Source organism: Ancylobacter gelatini (assembly GCF_022601675.1).
Lineage (GTDB): Bacteria > Pseudomonadota > Alphaproteobacteria > Rhizobiales > Xanthobacteraceae > Ancylobacter > Ancylobacter gelatini.
Map to the genome: position 1 here is coordinate 131,167 of NZ_JAKVIL010000003.1, position 16,161 is coordinate 147,327.

The 16,161-nt window shown below is 66.3% G+C and carries 16 protein-coding genes; 8 read left to right on the top strand and 8 right to left on the bottom strand.

The features are described 5' to 3' along the window. Nucleotides 1–10 precede the first annotated feature (10 nt). From MKI84_RS06770 to MKI84_RS06805, 8 genes are all read right to left on the bottom strand, one after another. Nucleotides 11–856: an ABC transporter permease gene (locus MKI84_RS06770; RefSeq protein ID WP_241617804.1), complete on the bottom strand. Its 846-nt coding sequence runs from the start codon at nt 854–856 to the stop codon at nt 11–13. Nucleotides 857–858: 2 nt separating this feature from the next. Further along, nucleotides 859–1,608, bottom strand: a complete 750-nt coding sequence (locus MKI84_RS06775; protein WP_241617806.1) for an ABC transporter ATP-binding protein — start codon at nt 1,606–1,608, stop codon at nt 859–861. Between the two features lie 2 nt (nt 1,609–1,610). Then, the gene (locus MKI84_RS06780; protein WP_241617808.1) at nt 1,611–2,642 is read right to left on the bottom strand and encodes an ABC transporter substrate-binding protein; all 1,032 of its coding nucleotides are present in this window, start codon (nt 2,640–2,642) and stop codon (nt 1,611–1,613) included. Nucleotides 2,643–2,685: 43 nt separating this feature from the next. Then, on the bottom strand, nt 2,686–4,056 hold the full coding sequence (locus MKI84_RS06785) for an FAD/NAD(P)-binding protein (RefSeq protein ID WP_241617811.1): 1,371 nt from the start codon (nt 4,054–4,056) through the stop codon (nt 2,686–2,688). A gap of 26 nt (nt 4,057–4,082) precedes the next feature. Next, nucleotides 4,083–4,964 carry an ABC transporter permease gene (locus tag MKI84_RS06790; protein WP_241617814.1) on the bottom strand — a complete coding sequence of 294 codons (882 nt, stop codon included), beginning with the start codon at nt 4,962–4,964 and terminating at the stop codon, nt 4,083–4,085. 2 nt (nt 4,965–4,966) lie between these two features. Further along, a complete protein-coding gene (locus MKI84_RS06795; RefSeq protein WP_241617816.1) occupies nt 4,967–5,812 on the bottom strand; it encodes an ABC transporter ATP-binding protein in 846 nt (281 codons plus the stop codon). Between the two features lie 2 nt (nt 5,813–5,814). Further along, nucleotides 5,815–6,822, bottom strand: coding sequence for an ABC transporter substrate-binding protein (locus MKI84_RS06800; RefSeq protein ID WP_241617819.1), 1,008 nt, complete (start codon nt 6,820–6,822; stop codon nt 5,815–5,817). A 195-nt stretch (nt 6,823–7,017) separates the two neighbouring features. After that, the gene (locus MKI84_RS06805) at nt 7,018–7,701 is read right to left on the bottom strand and encodes a GntR family transcriptional regulator (RefSeq protein ID WP_241617821.1); all 684 of its coding nucleotides are present in this window, start codon (nt 7,699–7,701) and stop codon (nt 7,018–7,020) included. Nucleotides 7,702–7,910: 209 nt separating this feature from the next. On the opposite strand from MKI84_RS06805, the gene MKI84_RS06810 reads away from it, so the two are divergent. From MKI84_RS06810 to MKI84_RS06845, 8 genes are read left to right on the top strand one after another with little or no spacing between them, the layout of a single operon-like run. Then, nucleotides 7,911–8,693 carry an SDR family oxidoreductase gene (locus MKI84_RS06810; protein ID WP_241618383.1) on the top strand — a complete coding sequence of 261 codons (783 nt, stop codon included), beginning with the start codon at nt 7,911–7,913 and terminating at the stop codon, nt 8,691–8,693. Between the two features lie 17 nt (nt 8,694–8,710). Beyond that, entirely contained in the window at nt 8,711–9,844 is a 1,134-nt protein-coding gene (locus MKI84_RS06815) for a pyridoxal phosphate-dependent aminotransferase (protein WP_241617823.1), read from the top strand. Nucleotides 9,845–9,859: 15 nt separating this feature from the next. Next, nucleotides 9,860–10,741, top strand: coding sequence for an alpha/beta fold hydrolase (locus MKI84_RS06820; RefSeq protein WP_241617825.1), 882 nt, complete (start codon nt 9,860–9,862; stop codon nt 10,739–10,741). A 7-nt stretch (nt 10,742–10,748) separates the two neighbouring features. Then, entirely contained in the window at nt 10,749–12,032 is a 1,284-nt protein-coding gene (locus MKI84_RS06825; protein ID WP_241617826.1) for a hydantoinase/carbamoylase family amidase, read from the top strand. Beyond that, entirely contained in the window at nt 12,029–13,534 is a 1,506-nt protein-coding gene (locus MKI84_RS06830; protein ID WP_241617828.1) for an aldehyde dehydrogenase family protein, read from the top strand. Before MKI84_RS06825 ends, MKI84_RS06830 begins: the two co-directional genes overlap by 4 nt. Then, complete coding sequence (locus MKI84_RS06835; RefSeq protein WP_241617830.1) at nt 13,531–14,334, top strand: ABC transporter ATP-binding protein; 804 nt, start codon at nt 13,531–13,533, stop codon at nt 14,332–14,334. The genes MKI84_RS06830 and MKI84_RS06835 overlap by 4 nt, the downstream gene beginning before the upstream one ends. After that, entirely contained in the window at nt 14,318–15,127 is an 810-nt protein-coding gene (locus MKI84_RS06840; RefSeq protein ID WP_241617832.1) for an ABC transporter permease, read from the top strand. The genes MKI84_RS06835 and MKI84_RS06840 overlap by 17 nt, the downstream gene beginning before the upstream one ends. A 22-nt stretch (nt 15,128–15,149) precedes the next feature. Beyond that, the gene (locus tag MKI84_RS06845; protein ID WP_241617835.1) at nt 15,150–16,157 is read left to right on the top strand and encodes an ABC transporter substrate-binding protein; all 1,008 of its coding nucleotides are present in this window, start codon (nt 15,150–15,152) and stop codon (nt 16,155–16,157) included. Nucleotides 16,158–16,161: the final 4 nt, after the last annotated feature.

Consider the following 16,161-nt stretch of genomic DNA (forward strand, 5'->3'; position numbering starts at 1 on the left):
CGGGCGTGGCTCAATTGACGTACCAGGGGAAGAGGCGGCGGGTCAGCCAGACGAACAGCCGGTCGAAGGCGAAGCCGAGCGTGCCCAGAAGCAACAGGCCGATGAACATGATGTCGACCCGAAACAATTGATGGCCCATCGACATCATGTAGGCGACGCCCGAGGTGGCGCCGGAAAGTTCGGCGGCCACGAGCACAATCAGCGAAATCGCCATTGATTGACGCAAGCCGGCGAGGATGAGCGGCAGGGCGGCCGGCAGCACCACGAGAAACATGGTCGCCAGGGGACCCGCTCCGAGGCACGCCGCCGAGCGGAGATAGACGAGGTTGACGTCGCGCACGCCGATGAAGGTGGCGATCCAGATCGGAAAGAACGCACCGGTGGCCACGAGCGCCACCTTGGCGCCCTCGCCGATGCCGAACCACAGCACCGAGAGCGGTACCAGAGCGATCACCGGCACGGATCGGAAACCATGCAGCAGCGGCTCGGTGAGATATTCCGTCAGGCGCGAGCGCGCGGTGAAGACGCCCGCCGCGATGCCCAGCACGGTCGCCAGCAGAAAGCCGGTCGCGGCGCGACGCACGCTGACGGCGATATTCACCGGGATCTCGCCGGAGGTCAGCATTGGCCAGAAGGTCGCGAACACCAGGGAAGGCGTCGGGAACAGCACAGGGTTGATGCTGGGGAACAGCCAGGGAACGCTTTCCCACGCCAGCAGGAACAGCGCGACGCCGCACAGGTTGAGGCCGGCACGGAGCAGAAACAGCCGCCGCCGGGCGCGGTGGCGGCCGTCGAGGAACGCGGTTTCCAGTTCAACGCGGTGCGTGGTTTCCGCAGCGGAAGTATCGACGGCCATCATTATTCCCCCAGGGCCTCGCCGAGATGGGCGTAGAGCTGCGCGAATTCGGCAGAGGAGCGCTGCCGTGGGTAGGGCAGATCGATATTCATCGAGCGTTTGATGCTGCCGGGATGGGGGCGCATCACCACGACGCGCTGCGCCAGGAAGGCGGCCTCGTCGACATTGTGGGTCACAAAGACGACGGACACCCCGGTCTGCTGCCAGAGGCGGACCAGATCGTCCTGCAGCGTGGTGCGGGTGATGGCGTCGACCGCCGCGAAAGGCTCGTCCATGAGCAGCACGCGCGGCTCGTTGACCAGCGCCCGCGCCACGGCCACGCGCTGGCGCATGCCACCGGAAAGCTCATGCGGGTACCGCTCCAGCGCGCGCTCGAGACCGACCCGCGCCAGCGCCTCGCGGGCCTTCTCGCGCCGTTCCGCCCGGCCCATGCCGCGCATACGCAGGCCAAATTCGACATTCTGCCGCGCCGTCATCCAGCCGAAGAGCGCGTATTCCTGAAACACCACGCCGCGATCGGGGCTCGGCTCGCCGACCGGGGCGCCGGCGAAGCGTACGCTGCCCTCGGACGGCTTCATGAAGCCGGCGATGAGATGCAGGAGCGTGGTCTTGCCGCAACCGGAGGGCCCGATGAGGCAGACGAACTCGCCCGCCTCGATCTCAAGCGATACCTGCCAGAGCGCCCAGTTCGCCTTGCCCTCGCGCGTCTCGAAAATCTGCGAGACGCCTTCCACCTCGATAAGGCTTGCCACGGTCAGATCGTCACCCGCTCGGGCTTCACGGCCTTGACCGGCCCCTCATAGATCAGGCCGCGCAGCAGCGCGCGAAGATCGCCCTCCGGGCGCTGGGCGAGGCCCGTGGCAATGGCCCATTCCGCCTGCGCCACCAGATCGTCAAGGAAGCGTTCGTCGAAGCCGATCTTGAACTCGAAGACGCTGGTCGCCTCGGTGATCTCCTGCGCGGGCGCACGCACCCGCTCGGCGATCAGCGAGGTCCAGGTGGGATCCGCCGCGATGCGCTCTTCCGCGCCGAGCAGCGACTTGACGGCGGCGTCGAGCAGAGCCGGCTTTTCCTTGATGACCTTTTCCGAGGTGAGCAGGAGCTGATGGCTCTGGAAATACTTGTCGAGCCCCTCCTGGGTCATCACCGCCACGGCGCCATTGGACTGCTTCTCGGCCACCACGGCGGCCTGGCCGGTCCAGGCGAAGCCATCGACATCGCCGCGCAGGGTCGCCACCGTCATGTCGTTGGGCGAGAGGTCGACGACAGTGACATCCTTGAGGCCGAGGCCCGCCATTTCGAGATATTTGGCCAGCATATACTGGCCGCTGGTGCCGACGCGCGTGGCGATCTTCTTGCCCTTGAGGCTCGCCGGACTGGCCGGATCGATGCCGCTCGCCTTGCTGACCACGATCTTCATGTCGCGGGAATAGCGGCTGTAGTTCACCAGCACGATCGGCTTCAGGCCGCGCAAGGCGGCGAAGATGAAGGGGGTGTCGGTGGAGGTCGAGAAGTCGGCCGAGCCGGCGAGCAGCGCCTGCATGGATTCGCGGCCGGTGGGGAAATCCACGACGTTCAGATTGACGCCGTTCTGCTTCCAGGTGCCGAGCGCCTCCGCCACGAAGGTCAGCGCCCAGGTATAGCCCGTGCTGCCATAGGCCAGCGTGGCCTCGGTTTCCGTCGCCTTGGCCGCGCCGAACGGGAAGGTCGAGGCCAGTGCACCCGCCGCGCCGAGCTGGAGCAGAGAACGGCGGCTCAACGCGTGCGAGACAATGTCTGCGGTCATGAGACTCTCCAATTTTATATTTAATCTATGTAGTTAATAGACATCAACGGGGCGGCGCCGCAAGGGCTTTCAGCAGGTCGTCGAGATTGTGCCGGACGGCAATGCATTGGTCGCGCCCGGACGGCGCGGAAGTGACCTCCCAGAACCGTCCCCGGCTCGGTGGGCCGACGAGATAGAGACCGCTCTGCGCCTTGCCATCCTGGTTCAGCAGGCGATGCTGGAGGTCGCAGTCGAGCCCGAGGCCGAACGGGCCGGGGCGCGCCATCCCGTTCTTGAGCAGCGAGGCGACCAGAGGATCGCGGCTGCGGGCATAATTCTCGTCAGGTCCGGTGCAATTGAGCGCCCAGTCCACCTCCAGCATTTCCGCGGTGCCACTTGGGGCACCGGAACGATGGAGCCGTACGGCGTAACCTTCCGGCGTCGGTTCGCCCCCGAGCACCCGCGCCGCGACGATCTCAAGCCGGCCGGTCTCCTGCAGCCGGCGAAGCCGCGCGGCGACGTCCGGCGCAAGTCGATGGCGATGCACCATCCAGATCGAGCGCAGATGCCGCAGGAAACGGCGCCGTTCGGCATCCGGCAGCCCCAGCCAGATCTCGACCGCGTTCAACCGGAATTCGTCGACAACGGCCTGCCAGCCGATCCCACGCGCCGTGTGCGCGGCGACGGCAGCGCGGAGCCCGCGCATCATGCCGAGCGCCGTATCCACCGGTACGCCCGTCACAGCCTCGCATTTCGCCGAGGGTTCATCGATGAGAGGCAGCCGGCCGTGGCGCGATACCATACGGATGGGCCGATTGGTGCCGCGGTCGGCGAGTTCGAGAACCGCATCGACCGCCGTAGCGCCGGTCCCGATCACGAGCACGTCGTCTTCGGGCAGGATGGCCTCCAGCGCAGCCGGCCGCCAGATATCGGGAACGAGGCGCGGGCCGGGCACCATGCTCGCCATCTGTCCCGGAGGCGGATTGCCGAGGCACAGCACCACCACGTCGGCCTCGATCTCTTCGCCGGTGTCGAGGAGGACGGCATGGCCGGTGGCTCGGCACTCGATGGCCTGCACCATCGCCTGCCGCAAGCGGACATTGCCCTGCGCGATCACAGCGTCGAGCTGGGCGCACAGATAGTCGCCATAGAGCCGGCGCGGCACGAAACTCTCGGCAAAATCCGCCGGCTCGGCATGCCCGGCCCGGCGCAGCCATTGCGCGAAGCCAAGGGAATCGTCCGGGCTGCTGCCGCCCATGCGCTCGGCCGGCACGTTGATGCGATGATGATCAGCGGTCGAGCAATAGGCGACACCGCGGCCGAACCGGCCGTCGCGATCGATGACGATGATCTCGCCGATCGACGGCAACTGTGCCAACTGAACGCTCATCCATGTGCCGTTCGCGCCGCCGCCGACAATGACGGCGCGCCGCATGGGAGCCTTGTTGCGACCTGAAGGCATTAGGAACGCTCCGCCCGGTACCAGGGAAACAGGCGCTGCAGCAACGCGGCGAAAGCCGCATCTGCAAGGAAGCCGAGGACGCCCAGCGCAAGCAGGCCGACGAACATCATGTCGATGCGAAATACCAGATGGGAGAAGGAGATGAGGTAGCCGAGCCCGCTGCTCGCGCCGACCAGCTCGGCCGCCACGACGATGACGAAGGCCACGGCGGTGGCATGGCGTAGCCCCGCGAAAACGAAGGGCATCGCGGCGGGCAGCACGACGCGGAACATCACGTTCAGAGGGCCGGCACCGAGACTCAGCGCCGACTGGACATAAAGCTTGGGCACATCGCGCACGCCGATGAAGGTGCTGATCCAGACCGGAAAGAATGTGCCCCAGGAAATGAGGGCGATCTTTGGCGTTTCCCCGAGGCCGAACCACACGATGGCGAGCGGGACGAAGGCGATGGCCGGAATGGAGCGCAGGCCGTGCAGGACCGGATCCGACATGCTCTGCAGCAAGGCGAGGCGCCCGGTGAAGAGCCCGACGAGGATGCCGGCGGATGAGCCGATGACGAAGCCGGCGGCCACGCGCTTGAGGCTGGACCAGGCGTGCGCGGCAAGCTGGCCGTCCGCAAGCATGCCGTAGAGCGTCGCGATCACGCCCGAGGGCGGCGGGAACATCTGGATGTTCACCCCCGGTACGATGCGCGGCAGCACCTCCCAGACCGCGAGGAAGATCAGCACGCCGATCAGGTTGAACATCAGCCCGCGCCTCAGGCGCCGGTGCCGCGTGGCCACGATCTCGTTGCGGAAGCTCGACTCGATCTCCAGCTTCTCGCGTTCGGTAAGGTTGGCATTGACCGCCGCCGGCGGCACGTCGTGCTTTTCGGCCGCCATGATCACGCCCCCTGCCGGTGAAACGCATCGTTGACGCGGGCGTACAGCGCCCCGAAAGCGGCCTCGCCGCGATTGCGGGGCCGCGGCAGCGGGTTGTCGATGATCGCCTCGATCCGGCCGGGGCGCGACGCCATCACGACGATGCGGTCGCCGAGGAACACCGACTCTTCGATATTGTGGGTGATGAAGAACACGGTGAAGCCGATCTCCTGCCAGATGCGCAGCAATTCGGTTTGCAGCGTCACCCGCGTGAGGGCATCCACGGCGGCAAACGGCTCGTCCATCAGCAGGATACGCGGCTCGTTCACCAGCGCCCGCGCAACCGCCACACGCTGGCGCATGCCGCCCGAAAGTTCAAACGGGTAGCGGTCCGCCGCCGCAAGCAGGCCGACCATGTCGAGGCTCTTTCGCGCGCGGTCCCGTCGCTCCGCCTTGCCGACGCCGCGCATCTGCAGCCCAAACTCGACGTTGCGTTGCGCCGTCAGCCAGGGGAACAGCGCATAGTCCTGAAATACCACTCCCTGGCCAGGCCCCGGTCCGGCGATCGGCGCGCCGTTGAACAGAAGCGCGCCACGGGTGGGCTGGATGAAGCCTGCCATCATGTTGAGCAGCGTGGTCTTGCCGCAGCCGCTGGGGCCGATGGCGCAGAGGAACTCGCCGGGCCGCACGTCGAGGGAGACGTTGAGCAGCGCCCAGCTCGGCTCGCCATCGGCAGAGGCGTAGAGCTTCGACACGCCGTTCACCGTCACGCCTCCGCCCCCACCGTGCCCGTGCCCTTGCGAAGACAGCGGTGGGAAGGCGGCAGTGCCGCCTCCGGCGGCCGACGTGACTGCGGTCGACGGCGCCATGTTCAGAGCTTCACCCGGTCCGGCCGCAGCTTGAGCATGGCGTCGGGATAGATGAGGCTGGCGAACAGCTGGCGCAGATCGCCGCTGTAAGGCTGGGCGATGTTCTGCGCGATGGCCCATTCGGCCTCGGCGACCATCACATCGATCAGGCGGGAATCGAGCCGGACGTCGATATCGATAAGGTCGATGCCCTTCTGTGTGTCCTCCTCCGAGGTCGCCGTGCGTGCCGCCACGATCCGCCGTGCCTCGGCCGGATCCCTGGCGATGAACGCCTCCGCGTCGAACAGGGTCTTGACCGCGGCTTCCACCAGTTCCGGACTTTTGGTCACCGTCTCTTCATTGGCCACGAAGATGAGATGCGAGCGCCAGATCGCCTCGATGCCCTCGCGGTCGAGGATGATGATATCGTCGCCGGCCTGGCGCTGGGCCGCGACCGCTGACAGCCAGTCCCAGGCAAAGGCGGCGACGTCGCCACGCACCACGCTGGTGACCATTTCCGGGCCGGCCATGTTGACCACCTCGACATCGGCCAGGGTCATGCCGTGGAGCTTGAGCCATTGGTTGAGAAAGAAGTGGCCGCTCGACCCGATCCGGGTCGCGACCTTCTTGCCCTTCAGATCCGAGGGCTTGACGACGCCGGCCTTACGGTTGGCCGCGACCAGCATCTCCTTGGCCGAGCGGCTGAAATCCGCGACGATTCGCGGCTTCAGCCCACGCATGGCGGCAAGCAGCGTCGGGCTCTGCGTCGTGGTGCAGAAATTCGCCGCGCCGGTCAGCGCGGCATCGAGCGCCAGCCGGCCGGCGGTGAATTTCGCGACGGTGACGTCGAGCGCGTTGGGGGGCCAGAGCTTCGCGCCGTCGGCCACATAGACCACGGTCCAGCCATGCCCCTCGCTCTCGGCGACGGTGATGGCGGAGCCGGCGGCTTTCGCCTCGCCGGTGAAGGTCGCGAAGGGCGCCGCGATCGCGAGCCCGGCGGCACCCTGCACGAATACACGTCTGTCCAGCATAAGAGCCTCCCCGGCCGTCGCCGCAGGCGAAGCCGCAATGAACCTGATTGGCGATAGGGGCGCCGGCAGGTATGCCAAAAGAGAACTGTTGTATGCCAAAACCGTAACAGCGGTGTTCCCAAGCGTCAAACACACACACGGCTGATTTTGCGAGTTTTTGAGGCTTGCACGTATTTCATGCAAACTGAGGAAAAATTAGGCGCTCTTGGTCGCCTGAAGGAAGTGCAGGAAGTCCGTTAAATCCTCGCCGAGCAGGGCGACATGCCCCTGCATGCGCTGGCTCGCGAGCATGGAATCCCCGGCAATGATGGCGTCGAGAATGCCCTGATGCTCGGGGATGGACGACGGCATCCGTCCCGGCCGATAGGTCACATAATGGCGGTAGGCCGAGGTTTTCAGCGTCGCCGCGCGCAGCAGTTCCTGCAGCACGCGGTTCTGGCTCGCCTCTGCGATCATGCCGTGGAAATCGTTGTTCGCCTCGAAAAAGGCCTGGACGTCCGAGCGCCGCGCGGCGTCGACGCAGCGCTCGTGAATGGCTTGCAACTGGCGATGATGCTCGGGAATCGCGCGGCGGGCGGCCTGCGCGGCGGCGAGCGCTTCCAGATTGGCGACGACGGTGAAGCCATCGAGCAGTTCCGCTACGGAGAGTTCCGCCACCACCGCTCCGCTGCGCCCGCGTACCGTGACCAGGCCGCTGGCTACAAGGCGTTGAATGGCTTCGCGAATAGGCGTGCGGGAGACGTCGAACTCTTCCGCCAGCTGGCGCTCGTCCAGCCGGTCGCCGGGCTTGCGGGCGCCGCGCAGGATATCCCCCTCAAGGAGATCGGCAATTTCCGCCGCACGGGAAACGAAGGCAAGCGGTGCCGGCGTGCGATCCATGTATGCCAAACTCCGGTTTTCTCACACCCTGGCGCGCCCGCCGCTGCCTGAGTTTTCATCGTTCTAAGCGAAGCGCTGGGGCATGGCCAGCCTGATGCTGATTGACGGACAGAGGATGTTATGAAAGTTTGGCATGCCAAAATCAATTATTGGCATGCCAAAATAACTAATAGGCATGCCAGACGCAGCCGAGAATGGCGGGGTTGGATATGAAGCTGGGACTGGAGGGGAAGGTCGTCCTCATCACCGGGGCGTCCAAGGGCATCGGGCGCGCCACGGCGCTGTCCTTTGCGGCCGAGGGCTGCTCGCTGCACCTCGCCGCGCGCTCTGCCGCCGAGCTGGAGGCGAACCGGGACCGCATCGTGCGCGAGTTCGGCGTAGAGGTGGCCATCCATCCCGGCGACCTCTCCGACACCGCTGTTCTGGATGAACTCGGCCGCCGCTGCGGCGATGTCGACATCCTCGTCAACAATGCCGGCGACATCCCCCCGGGCGATCTAATGACCGTCACCGACGAGCTCTGGCGCCGCAGTTGGGACCTCAAGGTTCATGGCTATATCTACCTCACCCGGTTGCTCTATCCGCGCATGCAGGAACGCGGCCACGGCGTGATCGTGAACGATATCGGCAATTCCGGAGAGAACTGGGATGCCAACTACATCGCCGGCGCCTCGGCCAATGCGAGCCTGATGGCCTTTACCCGCGCGCTGGGTGGCGTGAGCCTCGACCATGGCGTGCGGGTGGTGGGGGTCAATCCCGGCCCGGTCGCGACCGACCGCATGATCAAGCTGATGAAGCGCCGCGCGGTCGATTGGTATGACGACGAAAGCCGTTGGGAAGAGCTGTTTGCCAAATATCCCGGCAAGCGGCCCGCCTCTGCCGAGGAGGTCGCGGATCTGATGGTATTCCTGGCATCACCCCGCGCCGGCTACATTACCGGCACCATCGTCACCATCGACGGCGGCATCGCGTCCCGCCGGTCCATCATCTGAGCGTCGAGGGGCACGCCATGCACCGGTTCGAGCGGCGCAACCAGCATTTCGACCGGCTCGTCGCCAATGCCGCGCTGCGGTGGATGGGGCAGAACACCAATCACTATCCCGCCCACCCCACGGTGCGCGCGGCGATGGTAGACTGCATCGACGGCGACCATTTCCATGCCTACGCTCCCCCGTTGGGGCTGGAGGAGCTGCGCCAGGGCGTGATCCAGGATCTTGGCCTGCCCGGCCAGGCCGCGCTCGTCACCGATGGCGCCGTCTCCGGGCTGTATCATGTCTGCCGCACCCTGCTCGGACCCGGCGACACCCTCGTGACCACCGATCCAACTTGGGCATGGCCGATGGCGTTCGCCCGGGAGGCGGGCGCGGCCGTCGTGCAGATTCCGATCTATGGCGCCGAGCACGGCTATCGTCTGGCGCCGGAACGGCTTCGCGCGGCGATCGACGACAGCACCCGCGCGATCTACATCGTCGATCCCAACAACCCGCTCGGCACATGCTGCACGGCCGGGGAAATCGCCGAGATTGCGGAGATCGCCCGTTCCGCAGGGGCCTGGCTCATTCACGACTGCACTTATCGCGACTTCGCCCATGGCCATCATCTGGCCGCCCACCACTATCCCGAACGCACCATCACCGTGTGGAGCTTTTCGAAATGGCTGGGCTTCGCGGGTCTGCGGGTAGGAGCGCTGGTCGCCCATCCCGACGTGATGGAACGGCTCGCCGTCGCGCCGCCGAACAATCTCGGCTCCAGCATACTCGCCCAGCGCGGTGCCATTGCCGGGCTGAAGGTGAAAGGCGAGTGGTTCGGCGAGGTGCTCTCCAAGCAGCGGCACAATCAGCAGCGCGTGCGCGAGGCGGCCGAGGCCGTTCCCGGGCTGCACGTGCCGGTCTATCCGTCGAACGGCAACTTCCTGATCATCGAATGTGAAGGCGCCGGCATCCGGCCTGAGGCGCTGGTCGCGGCTTTGGACCGGCGCAACATTCAGATCCGGCAGGGCAGCTACCACACCAAGGCCTTCGGCGACCGCTTCGTGAAGGTCAGCGTCACCGTGCCCGACCTCTGGGTCGACGAATTCTGCGCCGCCCTGCCATGGGCCGTCGAGACGGCCAGGGGCATGAATGCGCCGGCCGAGCTGTTCTGAGAGGGAGGGCGAACGATGACCATCATCACTACCGGCGACAATGTGAGGCTGCATGTCGAGGAGGCCGGGAGCGGTCTGCCGGTCATCTTCGTTCATGAGTTCGGCGGCGATCACCGCAGCTGGGAGCCGCAGATGCGGTTCTTCTCCCGGCGCTATCGCTGCATCACCTTCGGCGCGCGCGGCTATCCGCCCTCCGACGTGCCGGAGGATGTGGCGGCCTATTCCCAGTCCCGCGCGGCGCACGACATTGCCGATGTGCTGAGCGGCCTCGGCATCGACAAGGCCCATGTCGTCGGGCTGTCGATGGGCGGCTTCGCTGCCCTGCATTTCGGCCTCGATTTTCCCGACCGGGCGTTGTCGCTGGTGGCGGCCGGCACGGGTTATGGCGCCGAGATCGAGCACGAGGCCTATTTCAGGGGCGTCTCGGAAGCCGTGGCGGCCAATTTCCTGGAACAGGGCAGTGAGCTGTTCTCGCTGACCTATGCCGAGGGCGCCTCGCGCGTGCAGTTCCAGAGCAAGGACCCGCGCGGCTGGGCGGAATTCCAGCGCCAGCTTGGCGAGCACTCGGCGCTCGGAGCCGCCAACACCATGCGCGGCGTGCAGGCGCGCCGGCCCTCGCTCTATGCACTGGAGGACCGTTTCCGCGCGATGCAGGTGCCCACGCTCGTGATCGCCGGGGACGAGGATGACCACTGCCTTCAGCCCGGCATCTTCCTGAAGCGCGTCATTCCCGCCTGTGGGCTGATGGTGATGCCGAAAACCGGGCATACCCTCAACCTTGAAGAGCCGGCCGCGTTCAACGCCGCACTGGCGGAGTTCTTCGCCATGGTGGAAGCCGGCGCATGGAGGCCGCGCGACCCCCGCGCCAATCCCGCCCAGATCATGCGCACGAGGTAGCCCGTTAATGCTGAAGACGGCCGGTCGTCTCGCTGCCTTTGTCGATCAGGACCGCCTGTGGTCGCGCCACATGGCGCTCGCTCGCATCGGCGCTTTCGGCCAGACCGGCGTCAACCGGCCGGCGCTTTCGGCGCACGACGGGAAGGCCCGCCGCCAGCTCGTCGACTGGGGCCGCGCGATCGGTCTCGCCGCCAGCGTCGATCCTATCGCGAACCTGTTCCTTGAGCTGCGCGGCGACCAGCCCGATCTCGCGCCGATCCTCATCGGCTCCCATCTCGACAGCCAGCCGACCGGTGGACGCTTCGACGGGGTGTTCGGCGTTCTGGCGGCGTTGGAGGTTATGGAAGCCTTGGTCGCCGCCGGTGTGCCACCGCGCCGCACGGTGATTCTGGTGGCGTGGACCAATGAGGAAGGCTCGCGCTTCGCGCCGGGCATGATGGGCTCGGCCGCTTTTGCCGGTGCGCGGGCTCTGGAGCCGATCCTCGAACTGCGCGACGCCGAGGGCATCTGTGTGAAGGAGGCGCTCGCCGCCCTCGCAGCGGCAGAGGACGACCTGCCCTGCCGGCCCCTCGGCTTTCGCCCTGCCGCCTATATCGAGCCGCATATCGAACAGGGGCCGGTGCTGGAAGCCGCGGGAAACACGATCGGCATCGTGTCCGGTATCCAGGGCAAACGCACCTTTCGCGTAACGATCGACGGCGCCGAGGCCCATGCCGGCACCGAGCCCCATGCCAGCCGGCGGGACGCGCTGCTGGCGGCGGTTGAGGTGGTCAGCGCCCTTTCCCGTCATTTCCACGATCCCGAGGATATCACCCGTTTCACCGTCGGGCGCTTCACGGTCACGCCCAATGCGCCTTCGGTGGTGCCGAGCCGGGTCGTGTTCTCGATCGATCTGCGTCACCCCGACGCCGGCACGCTGCAGGCTCTGGGCGACGCCATTGCCGACATCGGCCGCGCGAACGCCGGCCGCTGCGACATGGTGGTCGAGCCGCTACTCCATGACCCCCCGCTGACATTCGCGCCGCGGCTCCGGGACAAGATGGCGGGTTTCGCCGAGAAGCTCGGCCTGCCCTTTCAGCACATGGCCTCCGGCGCCGGGCACGACGCGCGCCATCTCGCGCGGCTCGGCCCCACGGCGATGATCTTCGTGCCCTGCAAGGACGGGATCAGCCACAACGAAGCCGAAAGTGCCCTGCCGGGCGATCTCCACGCCGGCGCGCAACTGCTCGCCGATACCGTGGAATGGCTGGCGCATGCCAGCAACGTCGATATCGAGGAACTTGCGACATGACCCCTGCCGGCACGACGGATGTCCCGGTCTATGGCCTGCACTATGGCGGGGCGTGGCGCGCGGCTCATAGCAGGAAGACGTTGGAGATACGCAGCCCCGCGAGCCGTGCCCTGCTTTCCGTGGTGCCCGATGCCGATGCCGAGGATGTCGCCGCCGCGGCGCAGGCGGCTCAGGAGGGCTTCGAGCGGTGGAGCCGGCTCGATGTCTTCGAGCGCGCCCGCCACCTGCACGCTCTCGCCGCGCTGATCCGCCAGCGGGTGCCCGATCTCGCGGAGCTGGAATCGGCGATAACCGGCCGCCCGATCCGGGAGATGCGCGCGCAGATGGGACGCATCCCCGAATGGATCGAGTATTTCGCCTCGATTGCGCTCGGCCTCGAAGGCGAATCCAACCGGGTGAAGGGTGACATCGTCACGCTTACCCATCGCGAGCCGTTCGGCGTGTGCGCCCTGCTGACGCCGTGGAACCACCCGATCCTGATCCTCGTCAAGAAGTTCGCGGCGGCGCTTGCGGCGGGAAACACCTGCCTTGTGAAGCCCTCGGAACTCGCGCCGGTCTCGACGCTGATCTTCGCGCAATGGTGCCATGAGGCCGGCCTGCCGGACGGCGTCATCAGCGTGGTGACCGGCGGGGCCGAGGCCGGGGCATTGGTCTGCGCCCATCCCGCCGTGCAGCGCATCGATCTCACCGGCGGCACGACCACCGGCCGCCGTGTCGCCGCTGCGGCGGCGGAGCGCCTGGTGCCCTGCACGCTGGAACTCGGCGGCAAAGCGCCGGTGATCGTGTTCGAGGACGCCGACATTCAGGAGGCGGCGGCGGGCGCTGTTTTTTCGGCCTTCATCGCGGCGGGCCAGACCTGCGTGTCGGCAACGCGGTTTCTCATCGCCGCGCCGATCTATGAGCGCTTTCTGGACGCTTTCGGCCGCCGCATCGCGCAGCTGAAGCTCGGCGACCCGTCCGATGTGACGACCGATGTCGGCCCGGTGATCTCGCAGAGTTCCTGCGTGCGTGCGTATGAGCATATCGAGACCGCCAAGGCCGAGGGGGCTCGCCTCGTGGTCGGCGGCGAGCGGCCGGTCTTGCCGCCCCCCTTCGACGAGGGCTTTTTCGTGCCGCCCACTTTGTTCGCGGATGTCACGCCGGGCATGCGGCTGTTCCGCGAGGAGGTGTTCGGCCCGGTGGTCTGCGTCTCCCGTTTCGAGAGCGAGGCGGAGGCGCTCGCCCTTGCCAATGACAGTCCTTATGCCCTCGGCGCCGCGGTGTGGACCCGCGATGTGGCGCGCGCTCATCGCGTGTCGCTTCAGGTGCGGGCCGGCGTGGTCTGGGTGAACGACCATCACAAGAACGACCCGCGCTCGATCTGGGGCGGCTATGGCGAGAGTGGATACGGCAAGGAGAACGGCTGGGATGCCCTGGAAAGCTATATGCGCAAGCGCAGCGTGGTGATCCGGACCGCCCCCTCGTTTGACGACTGGTTCGCCGGCGGGAAGCGCTACGGATGACGGACACGACCAGCTCACCGCTCGTCTCCTTCCGCGGGCTCGACGTGGTCTTCGCCGGCGAGCACGGCACGTCGCCCGTGACCGCGTTGGAGAATGTCAGCCTCGATATCGAGGCCGGGCAGTTCGTTTCACTGATCGGCCCGTCGGGCTGCGGCAAGAGCACTCTGCTCCGCGTCGCTGCCGATCTCATCTGCCCCTCCGCCGGTCACGTCCAGGTTGCGGGGCGTCCGCCCGCCGAGGCCCGGCTGAGGCGCGAGATCGGCTTCGTGTTCCAGGATTCCGCCCTGCTCGAATGGCGGCGGATTCTTGCCAATGTCGCGCTTCCGCTTGAGCTGCAGGGCGTCGCACAAGCCGAACGTCTCGCCAAGGCGCGTGCGCTGCTGGAGATGGTCGGCATTGCCGGGTTCGAGAATTCGTGGCCCCGCCAGCTTTCGGGCGGCATGCGCCAGCGCGCGTCTATCGCCCGCGCCATGTCGACCTCGCCCCGGGTCATGCTGATGGACGAGCCCTTCGGTGCGCTCGACCAGATTACCCGCGACCGCCTCAATCTCGAACTCTCGCAGATCGCCGAACGCGAGGCCATGACGGTGGTGTTTGTCACCCACTCGATCCAGGAGGCGATCTTTCTCTCGGACAAGGTGGTGGTGATGACGCCGCGGCCCGGCCGCATCACCCACGTCATCGACGTCGACCTGCCGCATCCGCGCGGGCTGGAGGTTCGCGAAACCGATCGCTTCATCGAACTGTGCCGCCTTGGCGAGCGCCTGCTGTCGGAGGGGTTCCATGACAATCGCCGGTAAGCGCGCCCGCTTCGATCGCTCGCGCCTCGGCGAGCTTCTTGCCGCCGGTCTGCCCTGCGCCATCACGACCCTCATTCTGCTGGTGGTCTGGGAGGTCGCGGTCGAAATCACGGGGGTGCCCGCCTATTTCATCCCGGCGCCGAGCCGGATCTGGACGGCGTTCATCTCCGGCAATGCCTCGCTCGGCTATCACACCGCCATCACGGCCTTCGAGGCGGTGGCGGGTTTTGTGATCGGCTCCGCGTTCGGGGCGCTGCTCGGCATCATCTTCGCCTATTCGCGCCTCGTGGCGCGCAGCCTGATGCCCTATGTCATCGCCTCCAACACCATTCCGGTGGTCGCCATCGCGCCGATCATCATGCTGTGGTTCGGTTCGGGCATCACCGCCAAGGTGGCGGTTACCGCTTTCCTGTCATTCTTCCCGCTGGCCCTCAACATGATGAAGGGGCTGCAATCCTACGACCGGACGGTGATGGAGGTGTTCCACGTCGCCGCCGCCACGCCGGCCCAGCGCTTTTTCAAGATGCGCCTGCCGAGCGCCCTGCCTTATGTCTTCGTCGGCCTCAAGCTCAACGTCACCTTCAGCGTGATCGGCGCCATCGTCGCGGAGTTCATCCAGTCCGATCGCGGGCTGGGCTTCGTCATCATGACCGCCTACCGCACTCTCAACATGCCCCGATTGTGGGCGGCCATGCTGGCCTCCGCCCTGCTGGGCATCTTCCTCTTCGTGCTGGTCGCGGCCATCGAGAGATGGCTCATCCCGTGGCACAGCTCGATGCGAGAAACCCCATAAAGCCGGACAGAGGTATTGCAACATGACGAATTGGAAGCGTGCCGTCGCTGTCGCGACAGCCTTGTTCATGACCCCCGCCATTGCGGTGGCCGAAGACACGATGCGTCTGGAATGGGTGATGCAGGGCCAGTTCGCCGGCCCGATCGTCGCTTATGAGAAGGGCTATTACAAAGAGGCCGGAATCGATCTCAAGCTGCTTCCGGCCGGCCCCGATCTCAAGCCCGCCATCACCGTGGCGCAGGGCACCGATACGTTCGGCATCGGGCACCCCAACCAGGTGATCACCGCTCGCGCCAATGACGTGCCGCTGGTCACCGTGCTCCAGCTCGGCCAGAAGAGCGCGACCACCTACATCGCGCGCAAGGACAGCGGCATCAAGAAGGTCGAAGACATGCCCGGCCATTCGGTGGGCCTGTGGTTCGGCGGCGACGAGCAGGAATTCATGGCGATGCTGCGCGCCGCCAATGTCGACCCGTCCAAGGTCAACATCATCTCGCAGGGCTTCGACATCGTCGGGTGGCTCAACAAGCAGTACGAGGTGATGCAGGTCACGCGCTACAATGAGCTTCAGCTGGTCTATGCCGAGGGCTACAAGCCGGAGGACCTCGTCTTCCTCAACCCCGAGGATTATGGCGTCGCTTTCGTCAATACCGGCGTGTTCGCCACCGAGGCGATGATCAAGAAGGAACCGGCGAAGGTCCAGGCCATGGTCGATGCGACCTTGCGCGGCTGGCAGGACGCGCTGTCGGACCCGGAAGCCGCCGCCAAGATCGTGGTCAAGTACAATGGCGAGCTGACCGAGCCCTCGCAGGTGGCCCAGATCAAGGCCATGGGCGATCTCATCTGCGCCGGCCCCACGCTCAAGGGGGAATTCGGCAAGACCGACCCCGCCTCGTGGGAGCGGGTGCAGAAGGTGCTGCTGGACGCCAAGATCATCGAGGCGCCGATCGCACTGGTCGAAGGCTACACCAACACGTTCTGGGACAAGGCGCCGGAAGCCTACAAGAAGATCAACTGCCCGGTGAAGTGAGGAG